Here is a 19,538-nt window from a genome sequence, read left to right as displayed (position 1 = left end):
TTTCGAACCGGGGCAACCGGGGTCGCCGGGCAGTGAGGAGCGGGAGCGGGGTCGCTCCCGCTCCTCAGCGTTCTCAGGTCGCTACTCGTCGCCTCAGCTCAGCTGGGCCTTCGAGGTGTCGCCCAGCCAGGTCACGTTGCCGTCCTTCACCTCGTAGATGTGAATGACGCTCGCGGCGATCTCACCGTTCGGGTTGAACTTGATCTGCTTGGAGACGCCCTTGAAGTCGATCGTCGAGAGGTACTCGTTGATCTTCTCGGAGGTGGTGTTGCCCGCCTCGATCGCCTTCAGGAAGGCGCTCATCGCGTCGTAGCCCTCGGTGGCGTAGATCAGCGGGTCGGTGCCGAACTTCGCCTTGTAGTTGTCGCTGAAGGTCTTCAGCTCCGGCACGTCCGAGCCGAACGGGATGAGGCAGGGGCAGCCGAGGACCGCGCCCTCGGCGGCGTCCTTGCCCGCGCCCTCGACGAGCGCCTGGTCGACCGAGCCGTCGCCGGAGGAGACGACCGCGGTCACGCCGCCGTCGCGGAGCTGCTTGAGCAGCCGGCCGAGCGGGGCGTAGTAGCCGCCGAAGAAGATGACGTCCGGCGCGGACGCCTTCACCTTCGTGACGGTCGAGGAGTAGTCCGAGCCCTCGGGGTCGATCTTGTCGCGCTCGACCTTGACGCCCTGGGACTCGAAGCCCTTGGCCACCGCGTCACCGAGGCCGGCGCCGTACTCCGCGGCGTCGTCGATGACGAAGGCCTTCTTGGCCGACTTGGCCTTGACCAGGAACTCGGCGACGGCCGGGCCCTGGACGTCGTCGTTGGCGACGACGCGGTGCCAGAACTTCCAGCCGTTGTCGGCCAGCGCGGGGTTGGTCGCCGAGGCCGAGATGCTCGGGATCTTGGCCTGCTCCAGGATGGGGCCGACGTTGCGCGACTCGCCGGAGAAACCGGGGCCGACGAGGGCGGTGATCTTGTCCTGGGTGATGGCCTGCTGGACCTGGGTGACGGCCTGGTCGGGGTTGCCCTGGCTGTCGTACTTCACCAGCTCGACCTTGACCTTGGTCGACTTGGCGTTGAACTCGTCGACGGCGAGCTGGGCGCCCTGGGACGGCGGGATCATCAGCGCGGAGTTGGCCCCGGTCAGGTCACCCATGAACCCGATCTTGAGGGTGGTGACACCGTCACCGTTCTGAGCACCGGTCGGCGAAGCCTCCTCCGTGCCGCTTCCACAGGCCGCGAGACCGAGGACAAGCGCTGTACCGGCAGCGACGACGCCGCCGAGGCGAGCGATCGTGGATCGCAAGGTTGCCTTCCTTTCGCTTGATCCCCCATGGGGATCGGATACACGTCCGCCCCAAGACAGCGGTCAGCCCAGGGGTCGTGAGCGGTAGTACAACCTCGCGAAGTCACAGGTCGGTACAGAGGCCATCACAGTTATGGCTTTGTTATGCAAAGCGAACCCGGAGAAAATCGATCTGATAACAAACTTGCCAAAGACCGTTTTGTACCCTTTTTGTCGGGCAGCACGAATCGCCAAGATAGTGCTTTTACCCGTATTGCGGCGGATCGCGGCGCGCGCTTCCGGGCATGACCCGGCGCGGTCGGAGGCGCCGGGCGGCCTCGCCCGCCCGGCCTCAGCCCTCGGCCGCGTCGTCGACGACGACCTGGGCCACCTGCCGCATGCTCATGCGGCGGTCCATCGACGCCTTCTGGATCCAGCGGAACGCCTGCGGCTCGGTCCAGCCGTGCTGCGCCATCAGCAGGCCCTTGGCCCGCTCCACCAGCTTGCGCGTCTCCAGCCGCTCGGAGAGTCCGGAGACCTCCTTCTCCAGCGCGGCGATCTCCTCGTGCCGGCTGACCGCCATCTCGATCGCGGGGACGAGGTCACCCTTGGTGAACGGCTTGACCAGGTAGGCCATGGCGCCGGCGTCCCTGGCCCGCTCCACCAGGTCGCGCTGTGAGAAGGCGGTGAGGATGAGGCAGGGCGCGATCCGCTCGGAGACGATGCGCTCGGCGGCCGAGATCCCGTCGAGCACGGGCATCTTCACGTCGAGGATCACCAGGTCGGGGCGCAGCTCCATGGCCTTCTTGACGGCCGTCTCGCCGTCGCCGGCCTCCCCCACGACGGCGTAGCCGTCCTCTTCGAGCATCTCCTTGAGATCGAGGCGGATCAGGGCCTCGTCTTCCGCGATCACCACTCGCCGCTGCGTAGTCACGCACAAGAGGTTACCGATGTCCACTACAGTAGGACCACGCCTGGGGTTCGCGGGTGATCGCTCATCCGCTAGGCTCCGAGGCGACGGGTTCGGACGAGTCATATAGAGTCCGGATTGAAGCCCCGGTACCCCAATTGGCATGAGGGAGCGGATTCAAAACCCGTACAGTGTGGGTTCGAGTCCCACCCGGGGCACTTTCATCTGTCACACCGATCCGGAGACCGCCGGTTTCCCTCGGCTCGGCCGAGGGCGTACGGCTCAGGCGCGCGAGACGCGCCCCCGGATCTCGCGTTCCGTCGGCGGCCGTCGCTCGCAGACCTCATCACCGGCCGCCCGGAATCATCGGCCGTCGGAATCACGCGGATGCCGGAATCACGCGGATGCCGGCCCGGGCCCGCCGGACCGAGGACGTCCGGGCCGGCCGGCGGGGACCGGCCCGGACGTCGAGATCAGACGAGGTCGAACCGGTCGAGGTTCATCACCTTGGTCCACGCCGCGACGAAGTCGCGCACGAACTTCTCCTTCGCGTCGTCGCTCGCGTAGACCTCCGCGACCGCGCGCAGCTCGGAGTTCGCGCCGAAGACGAGGTCGGCCCGGCTACCGGTCCACTTGACCTCGCCCGTGGCGGCGTCGCGCCCCTCGAACGTGTTCGCGTCCTCGGACGTCGCCTTCCACGCCGTGCCCAGGTCGAGCAGGTTGACGAAGAAGTCGTTGGTCAGGGCCCCGGGGGCCGTGGTGAGGACGCCGAGCGACGACCCCTGGTGGTTCGCGCCGAGGACGCGCAGGCCACCGACGAGGACCGTCATCTCGGGGGCGCTCAGGGTCAGCAGGTTCGCCCGGTCGATGAGCAGGTACTCGGCCGGCAGCCGGTTGCCCTTCCCGAGGTAGTTGCGGAACCCGTCGGCGGCGGGCTCGAGCACGGCGAACGACTCCACGTCGGTCTGCTCCTGCGACGCGTCCACGCGTCCCGGCGTGAAGGGGACCTCGACGTCGAAGCCGGCGTCCTTGGCGGCCCGCTCGACGGCCACGCCGCCCGCGAGCACGATCAGGTCGGCGAGCGAGACCCGCTTGCCGCCGGTCTGGGCGGCGTTGAAGGCCTCCCGGATCCCCTCCAGGGTGCGCAGCACCGTCGCGAGCTGATCGGGGTCGTTGACCTCCCACCCGCTCTGCGGCTCCAGGCGGATGCGGGCGCCGTTGGCGCCGCCGCGCTTGTCGCTGCCGCGGAAGGACGCGGCCGACGCCCACGCCGTGGACACGAGCTGGGACACCGACAGGCCCGAGGCGAGGATCCGCTCCTTGAGGGAGGCGATGTCCTCGGCGTCGACGAGCTCGTACGTCCGCTCCGGGAGCGGGTCCTGCCACAGCAGCACCTCGCTCGGGACCTCCGGGCCGAGGTAGCGCGCGACCGGGCCCATGTCGCGGTGGGTCAGCTTGAACCACGCCCGGGCGAACGCGTCCGCGAACTCGTCGGGGTTCTCCAGGAAGCGCCGCGAGATCTGCTCGTAGATGGGGTCGAACCGGAGCGACAGGTCGGTCGTCAGCATCGTCGGAGCGTGGCGCTTCGACGGGTCGTGCGCGTCGGGGACGGTGCCCGCCCCGGCGCCGTCCTTCGGCCGCCACTGGTTGGCGCCGGCGGGGCTCTTGAACAGCTCCCACTCGTACCCGAACAGCGTCTCGAAGAAGCTGTTGTCCCACGTGGTCGGCGTTGCGGTCCAGGTGACCTCGAGACCGCTGGTGATCGTGTCGCCGCCCTTGCCGGTGCCGTACGCGCTCCTCCAGCCGAGGCCCTGCTCCTCGATCGGGGCGGCCTCGGGGTCGGGGCCGACGTTGTCGGCCGGGCCGGCGCCGTGCGTCTTGCCGAAGGTGTGGCCGCCCGCGATCAGCGCGACCGTCTCCTCGTCGTTCATCGCCATCCGGCGGAACGTCTCGCGGATGTCGCGGGCCGCGGCGATCGGGTCCGGGGTGCCGTTCGGGCCCTCCGGGTTGACGTAGATGAGGCCCATCTGGACCGCGGCGAGGGGGTTCTCGAGATCCCGGTCGCCGGTGTAGCGCTCGTCGCCGAGCCAGATGGACTCGGGGCCCCAGTAGACGTCCTCGTCGGGCTCCCAGGCGTCCACCCGGCCGCCGGCGAAGCCGAAGGTCGTGAAGCCCATCGTCTCCAGGGCGACGTTGCCGGAGAGGATCAGCAGGTCGGCCCACGAGAGCTTCTTGCCGTACTTCTTCTTGACCGGCCACAGCAGGCGGCGTGCCTTGTCGAGGTTCGCGTTGTCCGGCCAGCTGTTGACGGGGGCGAAGCGCTGCTGGCCGGACCCGGCGCCGCCGCGGCCGTCGCTGATCCGGTAGGTGCCCGCGCTGTGCCACGCCATCCGGATGATGAGCGGGCCGTAGTGGCCGAAGTCGGCCGGCCACCAGTCCTGCGAGGTGGTCAGCACCTCCGCGATGTCCTGCTTCACAGCCGCGAGGTCGAGGGTGTTGAACGCCTCGGCGTAGTCGAACTCCTCGCCGAGGGGGTTGGCCACGGCGGGGTTCTTGGCGAGGATCCTCAGGTTGAGCCGCTCCGGCCACCACCGGTGGTTGCCGCCGCCCTGGGTCGGGTGCGGGGCGCGCCCGTGCGCGACCGGGCACCCACCTCCGCCCTCCGTCTTCGCGTCTACGACGATCGCGTCATGGTTCTCAGACATGGAAATCCCTCCGGAATAGGCGGATCACGATGCTCAGGAACTGCGAGTGGTGGAACAGTCGGAGCACAGGCCCCAGTAGATGACCTCGGCCTCGTCGATCGAGAAGCCGTGGTCGTTCGACGCGGACAGGCAGGGCGCGGCGCCGACCGCGCAGTCGACGTCGGCGACGACGCCGCACGACCGGCACACGACGTGGTGATGGTTGTCCCCGACACGCCCTTCGAACCGGGCCGGACTGCCGGCCGGTTCGATGCGGCGGACGAGTCCCGCCGCGGTGAGGGCGTGGAGGGCCTCGTACACGGCCTGAAGGGAGACATGGCCCACACGATCGCGTACCCCCGAGGCGATGGCCTCGACATCAAGGTGGTCGCCGCCCCGGACGGTCTCGAGCAGTGCGACACGGGCGGCCGTCACTCGTAGTCCGGCACCGCGCAACTCGTCGGCGGTGGTCGGAGTCCGGGATGCGGTCATCGCGCAAACCTACCTTCACAAACAGGAACATCACAAGAGATTGAATAGTCCAAGTTTAGGATGGCCTCAGGCGACGTACGCCCTGGCGCCCCGATGAGAGTCGGTGTTCCCACTGGTGGAGGACATACGACGACGGGGCGCCCCGCCGGTCAGGCGAGGCTGTCGAGCCAGGCGCGGTGCAACCGGGCGAAGCGCCCCGCCCCGGCGACGAGCCGGTCCGGCGGGCCGTCCTCGACCACGCGGCCGTCCTCCATGACGAGCACCCGGTCGGCGATCTCCACCGTGGACAGCCGGTGCGCGATGATCACCGCGGTACGGTCCGCCAGAATCGTGCGCAGCGCCCGCTGGACGAGCCGCTCGCTCGGCACGTCCAGGCTGGAGGTCGCCTCGTCGAGGATGAGGACGGACGGGTCGGCGAGGAACGCCCGCGCGAAGGCCACGAGCTGGCGCTGACCGGCCGACATCCGCCCGCCGCGCTTGCCGACCTGGGTGTCGTACCCGTCGGGCAGCCCGGAGACGAACGTGTGGGCCCCGATCGCGCGGGCGGCCGCGACGACGTCCTCGTCCGGGGCGTCGGGCCGGCCGAACCTGATGTTGTCGGCGACCGTGCCGGTGAACAGGAAGTTCTCCTGGGTGACCATGACCACCGACCGGCGCAGCGTCGCCTCGCCGAGGTCGCGCAGGTCCACGCCGTCGAGCAGGACGCGGCCGGCCACCGGGTCGTAGAACCGGGAGATCAGCTTCGCCACGGTGGTCTTGCCCGCGCCCGTCGTGCCGACGACCGCCACGGTCTGTCCGGCCGGGATCTCCAGGTCGAGCGCCGGGATGACCGGCGGGCCGCCCGGATAGCGGAACTCGACCCCCTCGAACCGCACCGTCCCCTTCGCGTACGGCAGGGCCGCGGGGCGGCGGGGCTCGGCGACGGCCGGCTCCTCCTCCAGCACCCCGGACAACTTCTCCAGCGCCGCGCCCGCCGACTGGAGCGTGTTGTAGAACTGGCTGATCTCCTGCATGGGCTCGTAGAACTGGCGCAGGTAGAGCAGGAACGCGGCCAGCACGCCGACGGTGACGGCGTCGTGGAGCGCCAGCCAGCCGCCGTACAGCAGGACGGCGGCCACGGTCACGTTGCCGATCAGCTTGATGCCGGGCATGAAGACGGCGACGAGCCGCATCCCTCGCATGTTGGCGTCGCGGTAGCCGTCGTTGAGCCGTTCGAAGATCTCCTGGTTGCGCGGCTCCCTGCGGAACGCCTGGACGGCGCGGATGCCGGTCATCGACTCGACGAAGTGGACGATGACCAGGGCGACGGCCTCCCTGGTCCTGCGGTAGGTGACGCTGGACGAGCGCCGGAACCAGCGGGTGAACAGCAGCAGCAGGGGCAGCGGCAGCAGCGCCACCGCGGCGAGCTGCGCGTCGAGCGCGAGCAGCATGACGGCGGTGCCGGCGAGCGTGAGCACCGCCGTGACGAGCCCGTCCAGGCCGGAGGCGAGCAGCTCGGCGATCGCCTCGATGTCCGAGGTGAGCCGTGAGATCACCCGTCCCGACGTGTACTTCTCGTGGAACGACAGGGACAGCCGCTGGAAGTGGTCGAAGACGCGGCGGCGCAGTTCGAGCAGGATGTCCTGGCCGATGCGGCCGGACAGCCGCAGGAACGCCCGCCGGGTGAGCGCCTGGACCAGCGCGGCCGCGACGAGCGCCGCGACGATGACGAGCAGCGTCCCCGGACCTCCGCCGCGCAACATCGGCGGGATGCCCTCGTCGATGCCGACCGCGACGAGGTACGGGATGGCCAGCCCGGCGGCGCTGGACAGCACGATGATCGCGATCAGCAGCGCCATGCCGCGCCGGTGCGGGCGCAGCAGGCCGCCGAGCAGCCGGCGGGAGCGGGTGCGCAGCAGGAGCGACACCCGGTCGGAGAGGTTGTCCTGGTCTTCGGCGGCGACGCCGCGCCACCCGTCCCCCGTCGCCTCCCCGCTCACCGCAGCGCCTCCTCCGGGTCGAGCTCGGCGTCCTGCGCGAGGAGCGCCCGGTACTCGGGCACCCCTGCCAGCAGGTCGGCGTGGCGGCCGACGTGGGTGACGGTGCCGTCCCGCAGCAGCGCGACCCGGTCGGCGAGCAGCACGGTCGAGGCCCGGTGCGCGACGACGAGGCCGGTGGCGTCGGCGAGGACGCCGCGCAGCGCCTCCTCGACCAGCGCCTCGGTCTCCACGTCGAGGGCCGAGAGGGTGTCGTCCAGGACGAGGACGCGGGGTCTGCCGAGCACCGCGCGGGCCAGGGCGAGGCGCTGCCGCTGGCCGCCGGACAGGGACATGCCCTGCTCGCCGATGCGGGTGTCGAGCCCCCAGGGCAGGTCGTACACGAAGGTGGCCTGGGCGATCTCCAGGGCGGTGCGCACCTCCTCGTCGGTGGCGTCCCGGCGGCCGAGGGTGAGGTTCTCGCGGACGCTCATCGAGAACAGCGTGGGCTCCTCGAACGCGGTGGCGACGACCGAGCGCAGCGACGTGAGGGACAGGTCGCGCACGTCGTGGCCGTCGACGGTGACGCGGCCCGCGGTGACGTCCACCAGGCGCGGCACCAGCGCGGTGAGCGTGGTCTTGCCCGAGCCGGTCGCGCCGACGACGGCGACGGTCTCGCCCGGCTCGACGTCGAGCCAGACGTCGTTCAGCACGGGCCGCTCCGCTCCGGGGAACCGGAAGCCGACACCCTCGAACCTCAGGTGGCCGCGCGGCGCGGACAGGACCCGCGCGCCGCCGACGATCTCGGGCTCGGTGTCGAGCACCTCGACCACCCGGTCGGCCGAGGTCATGGCCTCCTGGCCCATCGCCAGGATGTAGCCGAGCGAGGTGACCGGCCAGACGAGCTGGAGCACCAGCGTGGTGAAGGCGACCAGGGTGCCGAGGGTCAGCCAGCCTCCGCCGACGGCGAGCGCGCCGAGGAGCAGCACCATGGCGAGGGTGACGTTCGGCACCACTTCGAGGAAGGTGAAGAACCGGGAGGACAGCCCCACCTTGTCCAGCGAGGTGCGGTGCACCCTGCCCGCCAGCCCGTCGTACGTCGCCGCCACGTGGCGCCGCCGTCCGAACGCCTTGATCGTGCGGATGCCGAGCGCGGCCTCCTCGACGAAGGTGGCCAGGTCGCCCTGCTCGTCCTGCACCTGGCGGGAGATGCGGATGTAGCGCTTCTCGAAGCGCAGCGACAGGACGACGACGGGGATCGCCGACCCGGCGACGAGCAGGCCGAGCGGCCAGTACATCCTCAGGAGCACCACGATCACGGTGGAGAGCTGGAGGACGTTCATCACGAGGAACAGCACGCCGAACCCGAGGAACCGCCGGATCGTGGACAGGTCGGTGGTCGCGCGGGAGAGGAGCTGCCCGGACTGCCACTCGTCGTGGAAGCGCATCGGCAGCCGCTGGAGGTGGCGGTACAGGTCGTCGCGGATCGCCGTCTCCAGGCCGAGCACGGGAGCGGCCTGGGACCACCGGCGCAGGAAGGTGAGGAGGGCCTCGGCGACGCCGAGCGCGAGCGCGAGCAGCCCCAGCGGCAGCAGGGCGGCCTGGTCGCCGTGCGTCACCGGGCCGTCGATGATCTCCTTGCCGACGAGCGGCGTCAGGATGCCGGCCGCGATACCGAGCACGGCCGCCGTCCACATGAGGACGAGCGGCCGGGTGTAGGGGCGGAGATAGGACTTCAGCCGCCACAGCGAGGTCCAGGAGGGTTTTCGAGCGTCTGAGGTGGGGCCTGATCGTGACGGCATGGCCGGGCGCAGACTCCTCACCTGACGGGGACGGGGCTCGCTCCCGCCATGGTTGCCCAGGCTCCCGCGTTTGATCAACCGGTTTTCGGCCACCGACAGCTATGTCTTCATAACGCGACGTAAGGGAAATGTGTGCGGAGAGCCACTTCCCAGCGCGGCACACACGACGACCCGGCGGCCGGGGGGCCACCGGGTCGTGTCGGTTCCGAACTCGGATCAGCGGGGGTGGGCCACCGCAGAGCCGATGGTGTGCACGCGCAGGAAGTTGGTCGAGCCCGGGATCCCGGTCGGGGAGCCCGCCACGATGACGATCTTGTCGCCCTTCTCGAAGTCGCCGAGCGTGAGCAGCGACGCCTCGACCTGCCGCACCATGTCGTCGGTGTGGTGCACGAAGGGCACCTCGAAGGTCTCGACGCCCCAGGTCACCGCGAGCTGGCCGCGGACCTGCGGGTTGGAGGTGAAGGCGAGCAGCGGGATCGGCGAGCGGTAGCGCGCCAGCCGCCGCGCGGTCTCGCCCGACATGGTGAACGCGACCAGGGCCTTGGCGCCGACGATCGCGCCGACCTCGGCCGCGGCGCGCGCGATGGCGCCGCCCGTGGTCTCGGGCAGCCGCTCCAGGGTGTGCGTGGCGTGCAGGGTGGCGCTCTCGGCGGCCGTCGCGATGCGGGCCATCGTGGAGACCGACTCGACGGGATAGCTGCCGACCGACGTCTCGCCGGACAGCATGACCGCGTCGGCCCCGTCCATGACGGCGTACGCGACGTCGGACGCCTCGGCGCGGGTCGGCCGGGGGGCGCTCATCATGGAGTCGAGCATCTGGGTGGCGACGATGACCGGGTGAGCCTTGTCGCGGCACAGCTCGATGATGCGGCGCTGGACGATCGGCACCTGCTCGAGCGGCAGCTCGACGCCGAGGTCGCCGCGGGCGACCATGATGCCGTCGAACGCGTCGACGATCTCCTCCAGGCAGGCGACGGCCTGCGGCTTCTCGATCTTGGCGAGCAGCGGGAGGTGGACGCCCTCCTCCTCCATGATCCCGCGCACGATGTCGGCGTCGAGGGGCGAGCGCACGAAGGACAGCGCGATCATGTCGAAGCCGGTGCGCAGCGCCCAGCGCAGGTCGGTCTCGTCCTTCTCGGTGAGGGCCGGCGCGCTGACCGCGACGCCGGGCAGGTTGAGGCCCTTGTTGTCGGAGATCATGCCGCCGATGACGACGCGGGTGACCACGCGGGGGCCGTCGACGGCGGTCACCTCCAGGTGGAGGCGCCCGTCGTCCACCAGGACGGTGTCGCCCGGCCGCACGTCGCCGGGCAGCCCGGCGTACGTGGTGGAGACGATGTCGCGGTCGCCGGGAACATCCTCGGTGGTGATCGTGAACACGTCTCCGAAGCCGAGCCGCACCGGACCGGACGCGAACCGGCCGACCCGGATCTTGGGTCCCTGGAGGTCGGCGAGCACGCCTACGGCACGTCCGACCTCCTCGGCGGCGGCCCTGACGCGGTCGAACACCTCCTTGTGCAGCTCGTGGCTGCCGTGCGAGAGGTTGAATCTGGCCACGTCCATGCCGGCGGCGATCAGCTCGCGCAACCGCTCGGGCGACGACGTCGCGGGGCCAAGGGTACAGACGATCTTTGCTCGACGACTCACGGTCCTAGCCTAATTGGTACAGACCACTTGATAGTGACGGCGCATGGAGCTGTGGCCAAATTGTCAATGACGTTCGCGCGCTCACCGGGTGTCCCCTACCCCGCCGTACGGGGTCGTCGCGGGGCCGGTCGCCCGCCGTCACGGCGTCGCGCCTGCACAGGCTACCCAATCCCCGGGACCGCCACGGGGGATTCGGTCAGCGCGTGAACGTCGCGGCGCGGGCCGCGCTGACCACGCCGTGGCCGTAGAAGCCGTTGTGCGCCGGGTCCCCCTCGCAGGTCTGCACGTTGTTCTCGCCGTACTTGTACGCCCGGGGCTCCGGGCACGACCGGGGCACGGCGGTGGCGTACAGGATGCGTTCGACCTCGGCGGGGTCCATCCGCAGGCCGTTCTTCCCCGGCGTGCCGAAGCGGCCGACGATGATCGCGGCGACGCCGGCGGCGTGCGGCGAGGCCATGGAGGTGCCCTCCAGGTACTGGTAGTAGGAGCAGGAGCCGTTCCGGCACTCCCGGATCACGGACGGGTCCTGGGGCACACCGCGCTCGTCGATGAGGCCCTTGCGGCGCAGCGGGCGGGTGGGCGCCGCGCCGAGGATCTCCCTGCGCACGCCCTTGAGCCGCGTGTCCTTGGCGAACAGGTCGCCGCCGGGCGCGGCGAGGTCGGTCTGCTCGATGCCGTAGTCGGAGTAGGGCGCCTTGCGATCGGTGGGGCCGACCGCGGAGACCGAGATGACGCCCTCCAGCTCCGCCGGGACGTTGAGGCAGGTGTTGTCGACCTTGCGCTCGTGCTCGGCGCCCAGGGGGTAGTCGGGGCTCGCGGTGTCGGTCACCGGGTGGCCGAGGTCGGTGCCGCTGTTGCCGATGGCGGTGATCAGGGTCACGCCGTGCCCGCGCGCGTAGCCGACCGCGCGGCGCATCCCCTCGATGATGCCGCGCTGTTCGAGCCGCTGCGCGGGCGTGTCCTGGGGGTTGTTCGTGCAGTTGAACGTCCAGGGGTCCACGTAGAAGCTCATGTTGACGACCGCGACGCCGATGTCGGCGGCGTACGTCAGGGCGTCCATCGTGGGCTTGAGGAAGAAGAAGCCGGAGTCGCTGCCGGCGCGGATGTTGACCAGCGACACCTCGGGCGCGACACCGGCGATGCCGATGCCGTTGAGCGGGGAGCCGATCGTGCTGGCGACGTGCGTGCCGTGGCCGTCGTCGTCCACGTCCACGGGGTCCTTGCAGTTCTTGTACTCGCAGGGGCCGTCGAACGTCTTGCCGTTCGGGTCCTTGGGCCGGTCGGTGACGAAGTTGCGGCTCAGTTCGCGGTTGAAGTTGGGCGCGACGTCGGGATGCTTGCCGTCGATGCCGGTGTCGATGACGCCGACGAGCACGCGGGCGCCGCGCGCCGACGGGTCCGCGTACGTGCCGGTGGCGGTGGCGCCGATCATCTTCATGTCCCACTGGCGTCCCGAGAGCGGGTCCGCCGGCGGCGCCGCCCCCGAGGCCGGAGGGGAGGCCGCGGGCGACCCCGTGACGGGGGGCGTCCCCGTGGAGACCGGCGGCGTGGGCGTCCCTGGGGAGACCGGCGGCGTGGGCGTCCCTGGGGAGACCGGCGGCGTGGGCGTCCCTGGGGAGACCGGCGGCGTGGGCGTCCCTGGGGAAGCCGGCGGCGTGGCCGTCCCCGCGGAAGGGGGCGGCGTGGGCACGCGCGCCGCCTCGCCGATCATGCGGTCGGGGGTGACGCCGACGACCGCGGGCGTGCCGCCCAGCTTCTCGGGCGCGGAGAGCTCGGCCACGAGGTAGCCGAGCCGCGGCTCCTCTCCGGTGACGACGCCGCCGCTGTCCGCGACCGCGCGGGCCGCCGCGTCCCTGCCGCCCTCGGTGTAGAAGACGAGGTACTCCCCCGTCGCCCCCGAGGGACGCGGGGTGGCCGCGGGCGTCCTCGCCGCGGGTGTCCTCGTCGCGGGCCGCGCGTCGCCGGAGTCCCGGCCCGCCGCCGGACCGCCCTGCCCCGCGGAGCACGCCGTACCGGCCACGGCCAGCGCGAGGGCCGCCGCGGCGACACGTCCCCGTACGTTCAACGACCCCTCCTCGTTTCGGCCCGCCCGCCCCGGGAGGAGCCTGACAGCGCGAGCACGCCACCGACCACACAGGGGTTATTCCCGTTTTGTCGGGTTTTCGCCTCGGCGGGCCAGAGCGGCTCCGGCCCACAACGATAAACGTGCTCACGCGACCGGCGGTCGCGTGAGCACGTCTGTGTGTATCGCGCCTACGGACGTCAGACCAGCGGCCGCGCCGTCGGCGGGACGGCGACCGGCAGGGCCGTGCGGCCGGAGAGGTACTCGTCGACGGCGGCGGCGGCCGAGCGGCCCTCCGCGATCGCCCACACGATCAGCGACTGACCGCGCCCCATGTCACCGGCGGCGAAGACGCCCTCCACCGCCGTCGCGTACGAGGAGTCGCGGGCCACGTTGCCCCGGGCGTCGAAGAAGTCGCGCGAGGCGAGCGCCGCCAGGTCGGTGAGCAGCGGCCCCTTCTCCGGCCCGACGAAGCCCATCGCCAGCGTGACCAGCTCGGCGGGGATCTCCCGCTCGCTGCCCGGGATCGGCCGGAAGCCGGAGGCCGGCCCCTCGACGTCGACCAGGCGCAGCGCCCGGACGTTGCCGTCCTCGTCCGAGAGGAACTCGGTGGTGGAGGCGGCGTAGACCCGGGCCCCGCCGCCCGCCTCCAGCTCCTCGTGCGCGCTCTCCATCTTGAACAGCATCGGGTACGTCGGCCACGGCTGGGAGCCGGGACGGGACGCCGGCGGCCTGGGCATGATCTCGAGCTGGGTGACCGAGGCGGCCCCCTGCCGGATCGCGGTGCCGATGCAGTCCGCGCCGGTGTCGCCGCCGCCGATCACGACCACGTGCCTGCCCTCCGCCGAGATCGGCGACGCGGCGAGGTCGCGGTTCGCGGGCGGCAGGTACTCCATGGCCTGGTGGACGCCGCCCAGCTCGCGGCCGGGCACGGACAGGTCGCGCCAGGCGGTGGCCCCGCCCGCGAGCACCACGGCGTCGAACTCCTCGCGGAGCCGCGCCGCCGTGACGTCCATGCCGACGTTCACGCCGGTGCGGAACTCGGTGCCCTCGGCCTCCATCTGCGCCAGGCGGCGGTCGAGGTGGTGCTTCTCCATCTTGAACTCGGGGATGCCGTACCGGAGCAGGCCGCCGGCCTTGTCCGCCCGCTCGAACACGACGACGTCGTGCCCGGCGCGGGTGAGCTGCTGGGCGGCGGCCAGCCCCGCCGGGCCGGAGCCGACCACGGCCACGCGCTTGCCGGTCTTCGTCTCCGGCGGCCGCGGCGTGACCCAGCCCTCGGCGAAGGCGCGGTCGATGATCTCGACCTCGACCCGCTTGATCGAGACCGGGTCGGAGTTGATGCCGAGGACGCAGGCCGACTCGCAGGGGGCCGGGCACAGCCGTCCGGTGAACTCCGGGAAGTTGTTCGTCGCGTGCAGCCGCTCGACCGCCTCGCGCCAGTCGTCCCGGTACACGAGGTCGTTCCACTCGGGGATGAGGTTCCCGAGCGGGCAGCCGTTGTGGCAGAACGGGATGCCGCAGTCCATGCAGCGGGCGGCCTGCTTGGCCAGGGCGGGCCGGGGGAAGTCCTCGTAGACCTCCCGCCAGTCGCGGATGCGCACGTCGACCGGGCGGCGCGCCGGCAGCTCGCGGTCGTGGGTCAGGAAACCCTTCGGGTCAGCCATCGGTGTACCCCCCTTATCGGTGTGCGTGGGTCGAGCGGTGAACGGCGAAGCGGACGTCGGTCATCGGCGTCACCCGTGCGCCGCGGCCATGACGGCCTCGTCGATGTCGCGGCCTTCGAGCCTGGCGGCCTCCGCCGCCTGGAGCACCCGCTTGTAGTCGGTCGGCATGACCTTGCCGAACCGCGCGAGCGCGGCGTCCCAGTCGGCGAGCAGCGCCTTGGCGACGGTGGAGCCGGTCTCGGCCAGGTGCCGCTCCACGATCTCCCGGAGGAACTCGGCGTCCTCGTCCGTCAGCGGCTCGATCTCGACCATCTCGCGGTTGACCCGCTCGGCGTTCAGGTCGAGCGCGTACGCGATGCCGCCGGACATGCCGGCCGCGAAGTTGCGGCCGGTCGGCCCGAGGACGACGGCCCGGCCGCCGGTCATGTACTCGCAGCCGTGGTCGCCGACGCCCTCGACGACGGCGGTCGCGCCCGAGTTGCGCACGCAGAACCGCTCGCCGACGACGCCCCGGACGAACACCTCGCCCGAGGTGGCCCCGTACAGGCCGACGTTGCCGGCGACGACCTGGGTCTCGGCCGCGAACGGCGCGTCCGCGTGCGGGCGGACGACGAGCCGGCCGCCGGACAGGCCCTTGCCGAGGTAGTCGTTGGCGTCGCCGTGCAGCCGCAGCGTGACGCCGCGCGGGACGAACGCGCCGAACGAGTTGCCGGCCGAGCCGGTGAAGGTCACGTCGATGGTGCCGTCGGGCAGCCCGGCGCCGCCGTACCGCCTGGTCACCTCGTGGCCGAGCATCGTGCCGACCGTGCGGTTGACGTTGCGGATGGGCAGTTCCAGCGTGACCCGGTCGCCGTACTCCAGCGCGCCCTCGGCGAGCTGGATGAGCGTGTTGTCCAGGGCGCGGTCGAGGCCGTGGTCCTGCTCGGCGAGCCGGCGCAGCGGGGTGCCCTCGGGCAGCTCCGGCCGGTGCAGGACCGGCGACAGGTCCAGCCCCTCGGCCTTCCAGTGGTCGACGGCCCGGGTGACGTCCAGCATCTCGGCGTGGCCGACCGCCTCGTCGAGCGTGCGGAAGCCGAGCTGGGCCAGGTACTCGCGGACCTCCTGCGCGATGAACTCGAAGAAGTTCACCACGAACTCGGGCTTGCCGCCGAACCGCTTGCGCAGTTCCGGATTCTGCGTGGCCACGCCGACCGGGCAGGTGTCCAGGTGGCAGACCCGCATCATGACGCAGCCGGAGACGACGAGCGGCGCGGTGGCGAAGCCGAACTCCTCGGCTCCGAGCAGCGCCGCCACGACCACGTCGCGGCCGGTCTTGAGCTGCCCGTCCGCCTGGACGACGATCCGGTCGCGCAGACCGTTGAGCAGCAGCGTCTGCTGGGTCTCGGCCAGGCCGAGCTCCCACGGCGTGCCGGCGTGCTTGAGCGACGTCAGCGGCGATGCGCCGGTGCCGCCGTCGTGGCCGGAGATCAGCACCACGTCGGCGTGCGCCTTGGACACACCCGCGGCGACGGTGCCGACGCCGACCTCGGACACCAGCTTCACGTGCACGCGGGCCCGCGGGTTGGCGTTCTTGAGGTCGTGGATGAGCTGGGCCAGGTCCTCGATCGAGTAGATGTCGTGGTGCGGCGGCGGCGAGATCAGGCCGACGCCCGGCGTGGAGTGCCGGGTCTTGGCGATCCACGGGTACACCTTGTGCCCCGGAAGCTGGCCGCCCTCGCCGGGCTTGGCGCCCTGCGCCATCTTGATCTGCAGGTCGTCGGCGTTCACCAGGTACTCGCTGGTCACGCCGAAGCGGCCGGAGGCCACCTGCTTGATCGCGCTGCGCCGCTCCGGGTCGTACAGGCGCTCGGGGTCCTCGCCGCCCTCGCCGGTGTTGGACTTGCCGCCCAGCCGGTTCATGGCGATGGCGAGGGTCTCGTGCGCCTCCATGGAGATCGAGCCGTACGACATGGCGCCGGTGGAGAACCGCTTCACGATCGACTCGACCGGCTCGACCTCCTCGATCGGCACCGGCGTGCCGGGACGCAGCCGGAACAGGCCGCGCAGCGTCATCAGCCGCTCGGCCTGGTCGTCGACCAGGGAGGTGTACTCCTTGAAGATCTCGTACCGGCGGGTGCGGGTGGCGTGCTGGAGCTTGAAGACCGTCGTCGGGTTGAACAGGTGCGGCTCGCCCTCGCGGCGCCACTGGTACTCGCCGCCGACTTCGAGGCGCCGGTGCGCGTTCTCGGCGCGCGGGTAGGCGCGCAGGTGTCGCTCGAACGCCTCGCGGGCGAGCACGTCGAAGCCGACGCCGCCCAGGCGGGAGGTGGTCCCGGTGAAGCACTCGTCGACGACCTCGGCGCCGAGGCCGAGCGCCTCGAAGATCTGCGCCCCGGTGTACGACGCGACCGTGGACACGCCCATCTTCGACATGACCTTCAGGACGCCCTTGCCGTACGCCTTGATGAGGTTGCGCACGGCCGCGCGCGGCTCGATCCCGGCCAGCGCGCCGGTCTCGATCATGTCCTCGGCGGTCTCGAGCGCGAGGTACGGGTTGACCGCGCTGGCGCCGTACCCGATGAGGAGCGCCATGTGGTGGCACTCGCGGGCCTCTCCGGTCTCGATGACCAGGCCCACGCGGGTGCGCGTCTTCTCACGGATGAGGTGGTGGTGCACCGCGCCGGTGAGCAGCAGCGACGGGATCGGCGCCTTCTCGCGCGAGGAGCCGCGGTCGGACAGCACGATGATCCGCGCGCCGTCCTCGATGGCCCGCGAGACCTCCTCGCGGATCTCCCGCAGCCGCCGCAGCAGCGCGTCGCCGCCCCCGCCCACGTGGAACAGGCCCGAGACGACGTACGGCTGGAAGCCGGGCAACGCGCCCTCGTCGTTGATGTGGACGATCTTGGCGAGCTCGTCGTTGTCGATCACGGGGTACGGCAGCACGAGCCGGCGGCAGGACGCCGCGCCCGGGTCGAGCAGGTTGCCCTCGGGACCGATGGTCGACTGCAGCGAGGTGACGAGCTCCTCGCGGATGGCGTCCAGCGGCGGGTTCGTGACCTGGGCGAAGAGCTGGCTGAAGTAGTCGAAGAGCAGGCGCGGCTTCTCGCTCAGCACGGCGACGGGCGTGTCGGTGCCCATCGACCCGATCGGCTCGTAGCCGCTGCGCGCCATCGGCGCGAGGATGACCCGCAGCTCCTCCTCGGTGTAGCCGAAGGTCTGCTGCCGCTTGACGAGCGCCTCGTGCGTCGGGTGCTCGTGCTCGCGCGCGGGCAGCTCCTCGAACCGGACCAGGCCCGCGTGCAGCCAGTCGGCGTACGGCTCCGCCGCGGCCAGCTCGGCCTTGATCTCGTCGTCCTCGATGATCTTGCCGCGGGCGGTGTCGACGAGGAACATCCTGCCGGGCTGGAGGCGGCCCTTGCGGACGACCTTCTCCTGCGGGATGTCGGCCAGGACACCCGCCTCGGAGGCCAGCACCACGAGGCCGTCGTCGGTCACCCAGAACCGGCCCGGACGCAGGCCGTTGCGGTCGAGCACCGCGCCGACGAGCGTGCCGTCGGAGAAGGTGATCGACGCCGGCCCGTCCCACGCCTCCATGAGCGTGGAGTGGAACTCGTAGAAGGCCCGCCGCGCGGGGTCCATCTCGGTGTGGTTCTCCCACGCCTCCGGGATCATCATGAGCACGGCGTGCGGGAGCGACCGGCCGCCCAGGTGGAGCAGTTCGAGGACCTCGTCGAACGACGCGGTGTCGGAGCCGTCCGGGTCGCAGATCGGGAACAGCCGCTCCAGGTCGCCCGGGATCAGACCGCTCGCCAGCATCGTCTCGCGGGCGCGCATCCAGTTCCGGTTGCCCTTGACGGTGTTGATCTCGCCGTTGTGCGCGACGTACCGGTAGGGGTGGGCGAGCGGCCACGACGGGAACGTGTTCGTGGAGAAGCGCGAGTGGACGAGCGCGATCGCCGTGGCGTACCGCTCGTCGGACAGGTCGGGGAAGAACGGCTCGACCTGCAGCGAGGTCAGCATCCCCTTGTAGACGAGGGTGCGGCTGGACAGCGAGGCGAAGTAGACGTCGGCCTCGTGCTCGGCCCGCTTGCGGAAGGCGAAGGCCAGCCGGTCGAGGGCGACGCCGGTCTCGCCGTTCGGCGAACCGACGAAGAGCTGCGTGAAGTACGGCATGACCGCGCGGGCGCTCGCGCCGGGGAGCGCCGCGTCCACGGGGACGTCACGCCAGCCCAGGACGGTGACGCCCTCCTCGGCGGCGATCTCCTCGATCAGGCCGACGGTCACGCCGCGCGCCTGCTCGTCGCGCGGGAGGAACGCCAGGCCCGCGGCGTACGCGCCCTCCGGGGGCAGCGGGAAGTCGACGACCCCGCGGAAGAAGGCGTCGGGGATCTGCGTCAGGATGCCGGCTCCGTCGCCGGTGTCCGGCTCGCTGCCGCTCGCCCCCCGGTGATCCAGGTTGCGCAGCGCGGTCAGAGCCTTCGCGACGATGTCATAGCTGCGGCGGCCGGCGACGTCCGCCACCATGGCGACGCCACAGGCGTCGTGTTCGTTCGCGGGGTCGTACAGGCCCTGAGGCTCGGGGAAGCCCCCGGCACGGCCGAGGCGGGCAGCAGGCATGAATCCCTCCCGTCGTCATCTTCTGCTCGAAACAGAGGGACGACGTTGGCCCTGCTGCGGTGATAGGTGCGTCAAACATTACCGCATCCTGCCCGATTAGTCCCAACCAGGGGTGCTTCGCGAATCTTCACGAGCCGAACCCTGGCGGAAATGAGGGGCGGGAAGCGAGGCGCATCACCTGCCGGGAGGCCGCCTCGTCGCGGCCGTCCGTGGGCGCCCACCGTGTCGCTCATCCTTGAGCACGGCGATCGGTCGCCCTATATCCCGGCTGATCCCGGCATTTAACCTACAACACCTTGATTCAAGCCGACATTTCGGTATCCAGTGCGGAGGGCAAACCTTGCGGCTGCTCCCCCGGCCCGCCCTCGCGGCCACTGAGCTGCGGGGCCGGCCGCCCCGGGGTATGACGGGAGCGGCCGGACCCGGCGGACCTGGGAACGGATCCGAGTCGAGGTGC

10 protein-coding genes and 1 tRNA gene are annotated in these 19,538 nt (G+C 71.2%); 1 reads left to right on the top strand and 10 read right to left on the bottom strand.

Features of this window, described 5'->3' with window-relative positions; all coding sequences use genetic code 11:
* Positions 1 to 93: 93 nt before the first annotated feature.
* Both AWQ70_RS16875 and AWQ70_RS16870 read right to left on the bottom strand, forming a co-directional pair.
* On the bottom strand, positions 94 to 1,287 hold the full coding sequence (locus AWQ70_RS16875) for a branched-chain amino acid ABC transporter substrate-binding protein (protein ID WP_067177027.1): 1,194 nt from the start codon (positions 1,285 to 1,287) through the stop codon (positions 94 to 96).
* Between the two features lie 331 nt (positions 1,288 to 1,618).
* Positions 1,619 to 2,200 carry an ANTAR domain-containing response regulator gene (locus AWQ70_RS16870; protein WP_281197022.1) on the bottom strand — a complete coding sequence of 194 codons (582 nt, stop codon included), beginning with the start codon at positions 2,198 to 2,200 and terminating at the stop codon, positions 1,619 to 1,621.
* Positions 2,201 to 2,319: 119 nt separating this feature from the next.
* Between AWQ70_RS16870 and AWQ70_RS16865 the strand changes: the two genes are divergently transcribed.
* Positions 2,320 to 2,394 (top strand) — tRNA-Leu (locus AWQ70_RS16865).
* Between the two features lie 255 nt (positions 2,395 to 2,649).
* Here AWQ70_RS16865 and katG read toward each other — a convergent pair.
* From katG to gltB, 8 genes are all read right to left on the bottom strand, one after another.
* The gene (katG, locus tag AWQ70_RS16860) at positions 2,650 to 4,881 is read right to left on the bottom strand and encodes a catalase/peroxidase HPI (RefSeq protein ID WP_067177023.1); all 2,232 of its coding nucleotides are present in this window, start codon (positions 4,879 to 4,881) and stop codon (positions 2,650 to 2,652) included.
* Positions 4,882 to 4,914: 33 nt separating this feature from the next.
* A complete protein-coding gene (locus tag AWQ70_RS16855) occupies positions 4,915 to 5,352 on the bottom strand; it encodes a Fur family transcriptional regulator (RefSeq protein ID WP_067177020.1) in 438 nt (145 codons plus the stop codon).
* 149 nt (positions 5,353 to 5,501) lie between these two features.
* The gene (locus AWQ70_RS16850; RefSeq protein ID WP_067177018.1) at positions 5,502 to 7,331 is read right to left on the bottom strand and encodes an ABC transporter ATP-binding protein; all 1,830 of its coding nucleotides are present in this window, start codon (positions 7,329 to 7,331) and stop codon (positions 5,502 to 5,504) included.
* The gene (locus tag AWQ70_RS16845; protein ID WP_067177016.1) at positions 7,328 to 9,109 is read right to left on the bottom strand and encodes an ABC transporter ATP-binding protein; all 1,782 of its coding nucleotides are present in this window, start codon (positions 9,107 to 9,109) and stop codon (positions 7,328 to 7,330) included. Before AWQ70_RS16845 ends, AWQ70_RS16850 begins: the two co-directional genes overlap by 4 nt.
* A 216-nt stretch (positions 9,110 to 9,325) precedes the next feature.
* Complete coding sequence (gene pyk / locus AWQ70_RS16840; RefSeq protein WP_067177014.1) at positions 9,326 to 10,756, bottom strand: pyruvate kinase; 1,431 nt, start codon at positions 10,754 to 10,756, stop codon at positions 9,326 to 9,328.
* Positions 10,757 to 10,952: 196 nt separating this feature from the next.
* A complete protein-coding gene (locus AWQ70_RS16835; protein ID WP_245646998.1) occupies positions 10,953 to 12,821 on the bottom strand; it encodes a S8 family peptidase in 1,869 nt (622 codons plus the stop codon).
* A 197-nt stretch (positions 12,822 to 13,018) separates the two neighbouring features.
* Positions 13,019 to 14,485 carry a glutamate synthase subunit beta gene (locus AWQ70_RS16825; protein ID WP_067177008.1) on the bottom strand — a complete coding sequence of 489 codons (1,467 nt, stop codon included), beginning with the start codon at positions 14,483 to 14,485 and terminating at the stop codon, positions 13,019 to 13,021.
* A 69-nt stretch (positions 14,486 to 14,554) separates the two neighbouring features.
* Positions 14,555 to 19,081, bottom strand: coding sequence for a glutamate synthase large subunit (gene gltB, locus AWQ70_RS16820; protein ID WP_084517222.1), 4,527 nt, complete (start codon positions 19,079 to 19,081; stop codon positions 14,555 to 14,557).
* Positions 19,082 to 19,538: the final 457 nt, after the last annotated feature.

Source organism: Microtetraspora niveoalba (assembly GCF_001570405.1).
GTDB lineage: Bacteria > Actinomycetota > Actinomycetes > Streptosporangiales > Streptosporangiaceae > Microtetraspora > Microtetraspora niveoalba.
This window is presented reverse-complemented; position numbering and strand designations above follow the sequence as displayed.

Coding starts and splice junctions, on each gene's coding strand:
- katG (WP_067177023.1), bottom strand. CDS start 4,881: ATGTCTGAGAACCATGACGCGATCGTCGTAGACGCGAAGACGGAGGGC.
- AWQ70_RS16855 (WP_067177020.1), bottom strand. CDS start 5,352: ATGACCGCATCCCGGACTCCGACCACCGCCGACGAGTTGCGCGGTGCC.
- AWQ70_RS16845 (WP_067177016.1), bottom strand. CDS start 9,109: ATGCCGTCACGATCAGGCCCCACCTCAGACGCTCGAAAACCCTCCTGG.
- AWQ70_RS16825 (WP_067177008.1), bottom strand. CDS start 14,485: ATGGCTGACCCGAAGGGTTTCCTGACCCACGACCGCGAGCTGCCGGCG.
- gltB (WP_084517222.1), bottom strand. CDS start 19,081: ATGCCTGCTGCCCGCCTCGGCCGTGCCGGGGGCTTCCCCGAGCCTCAG.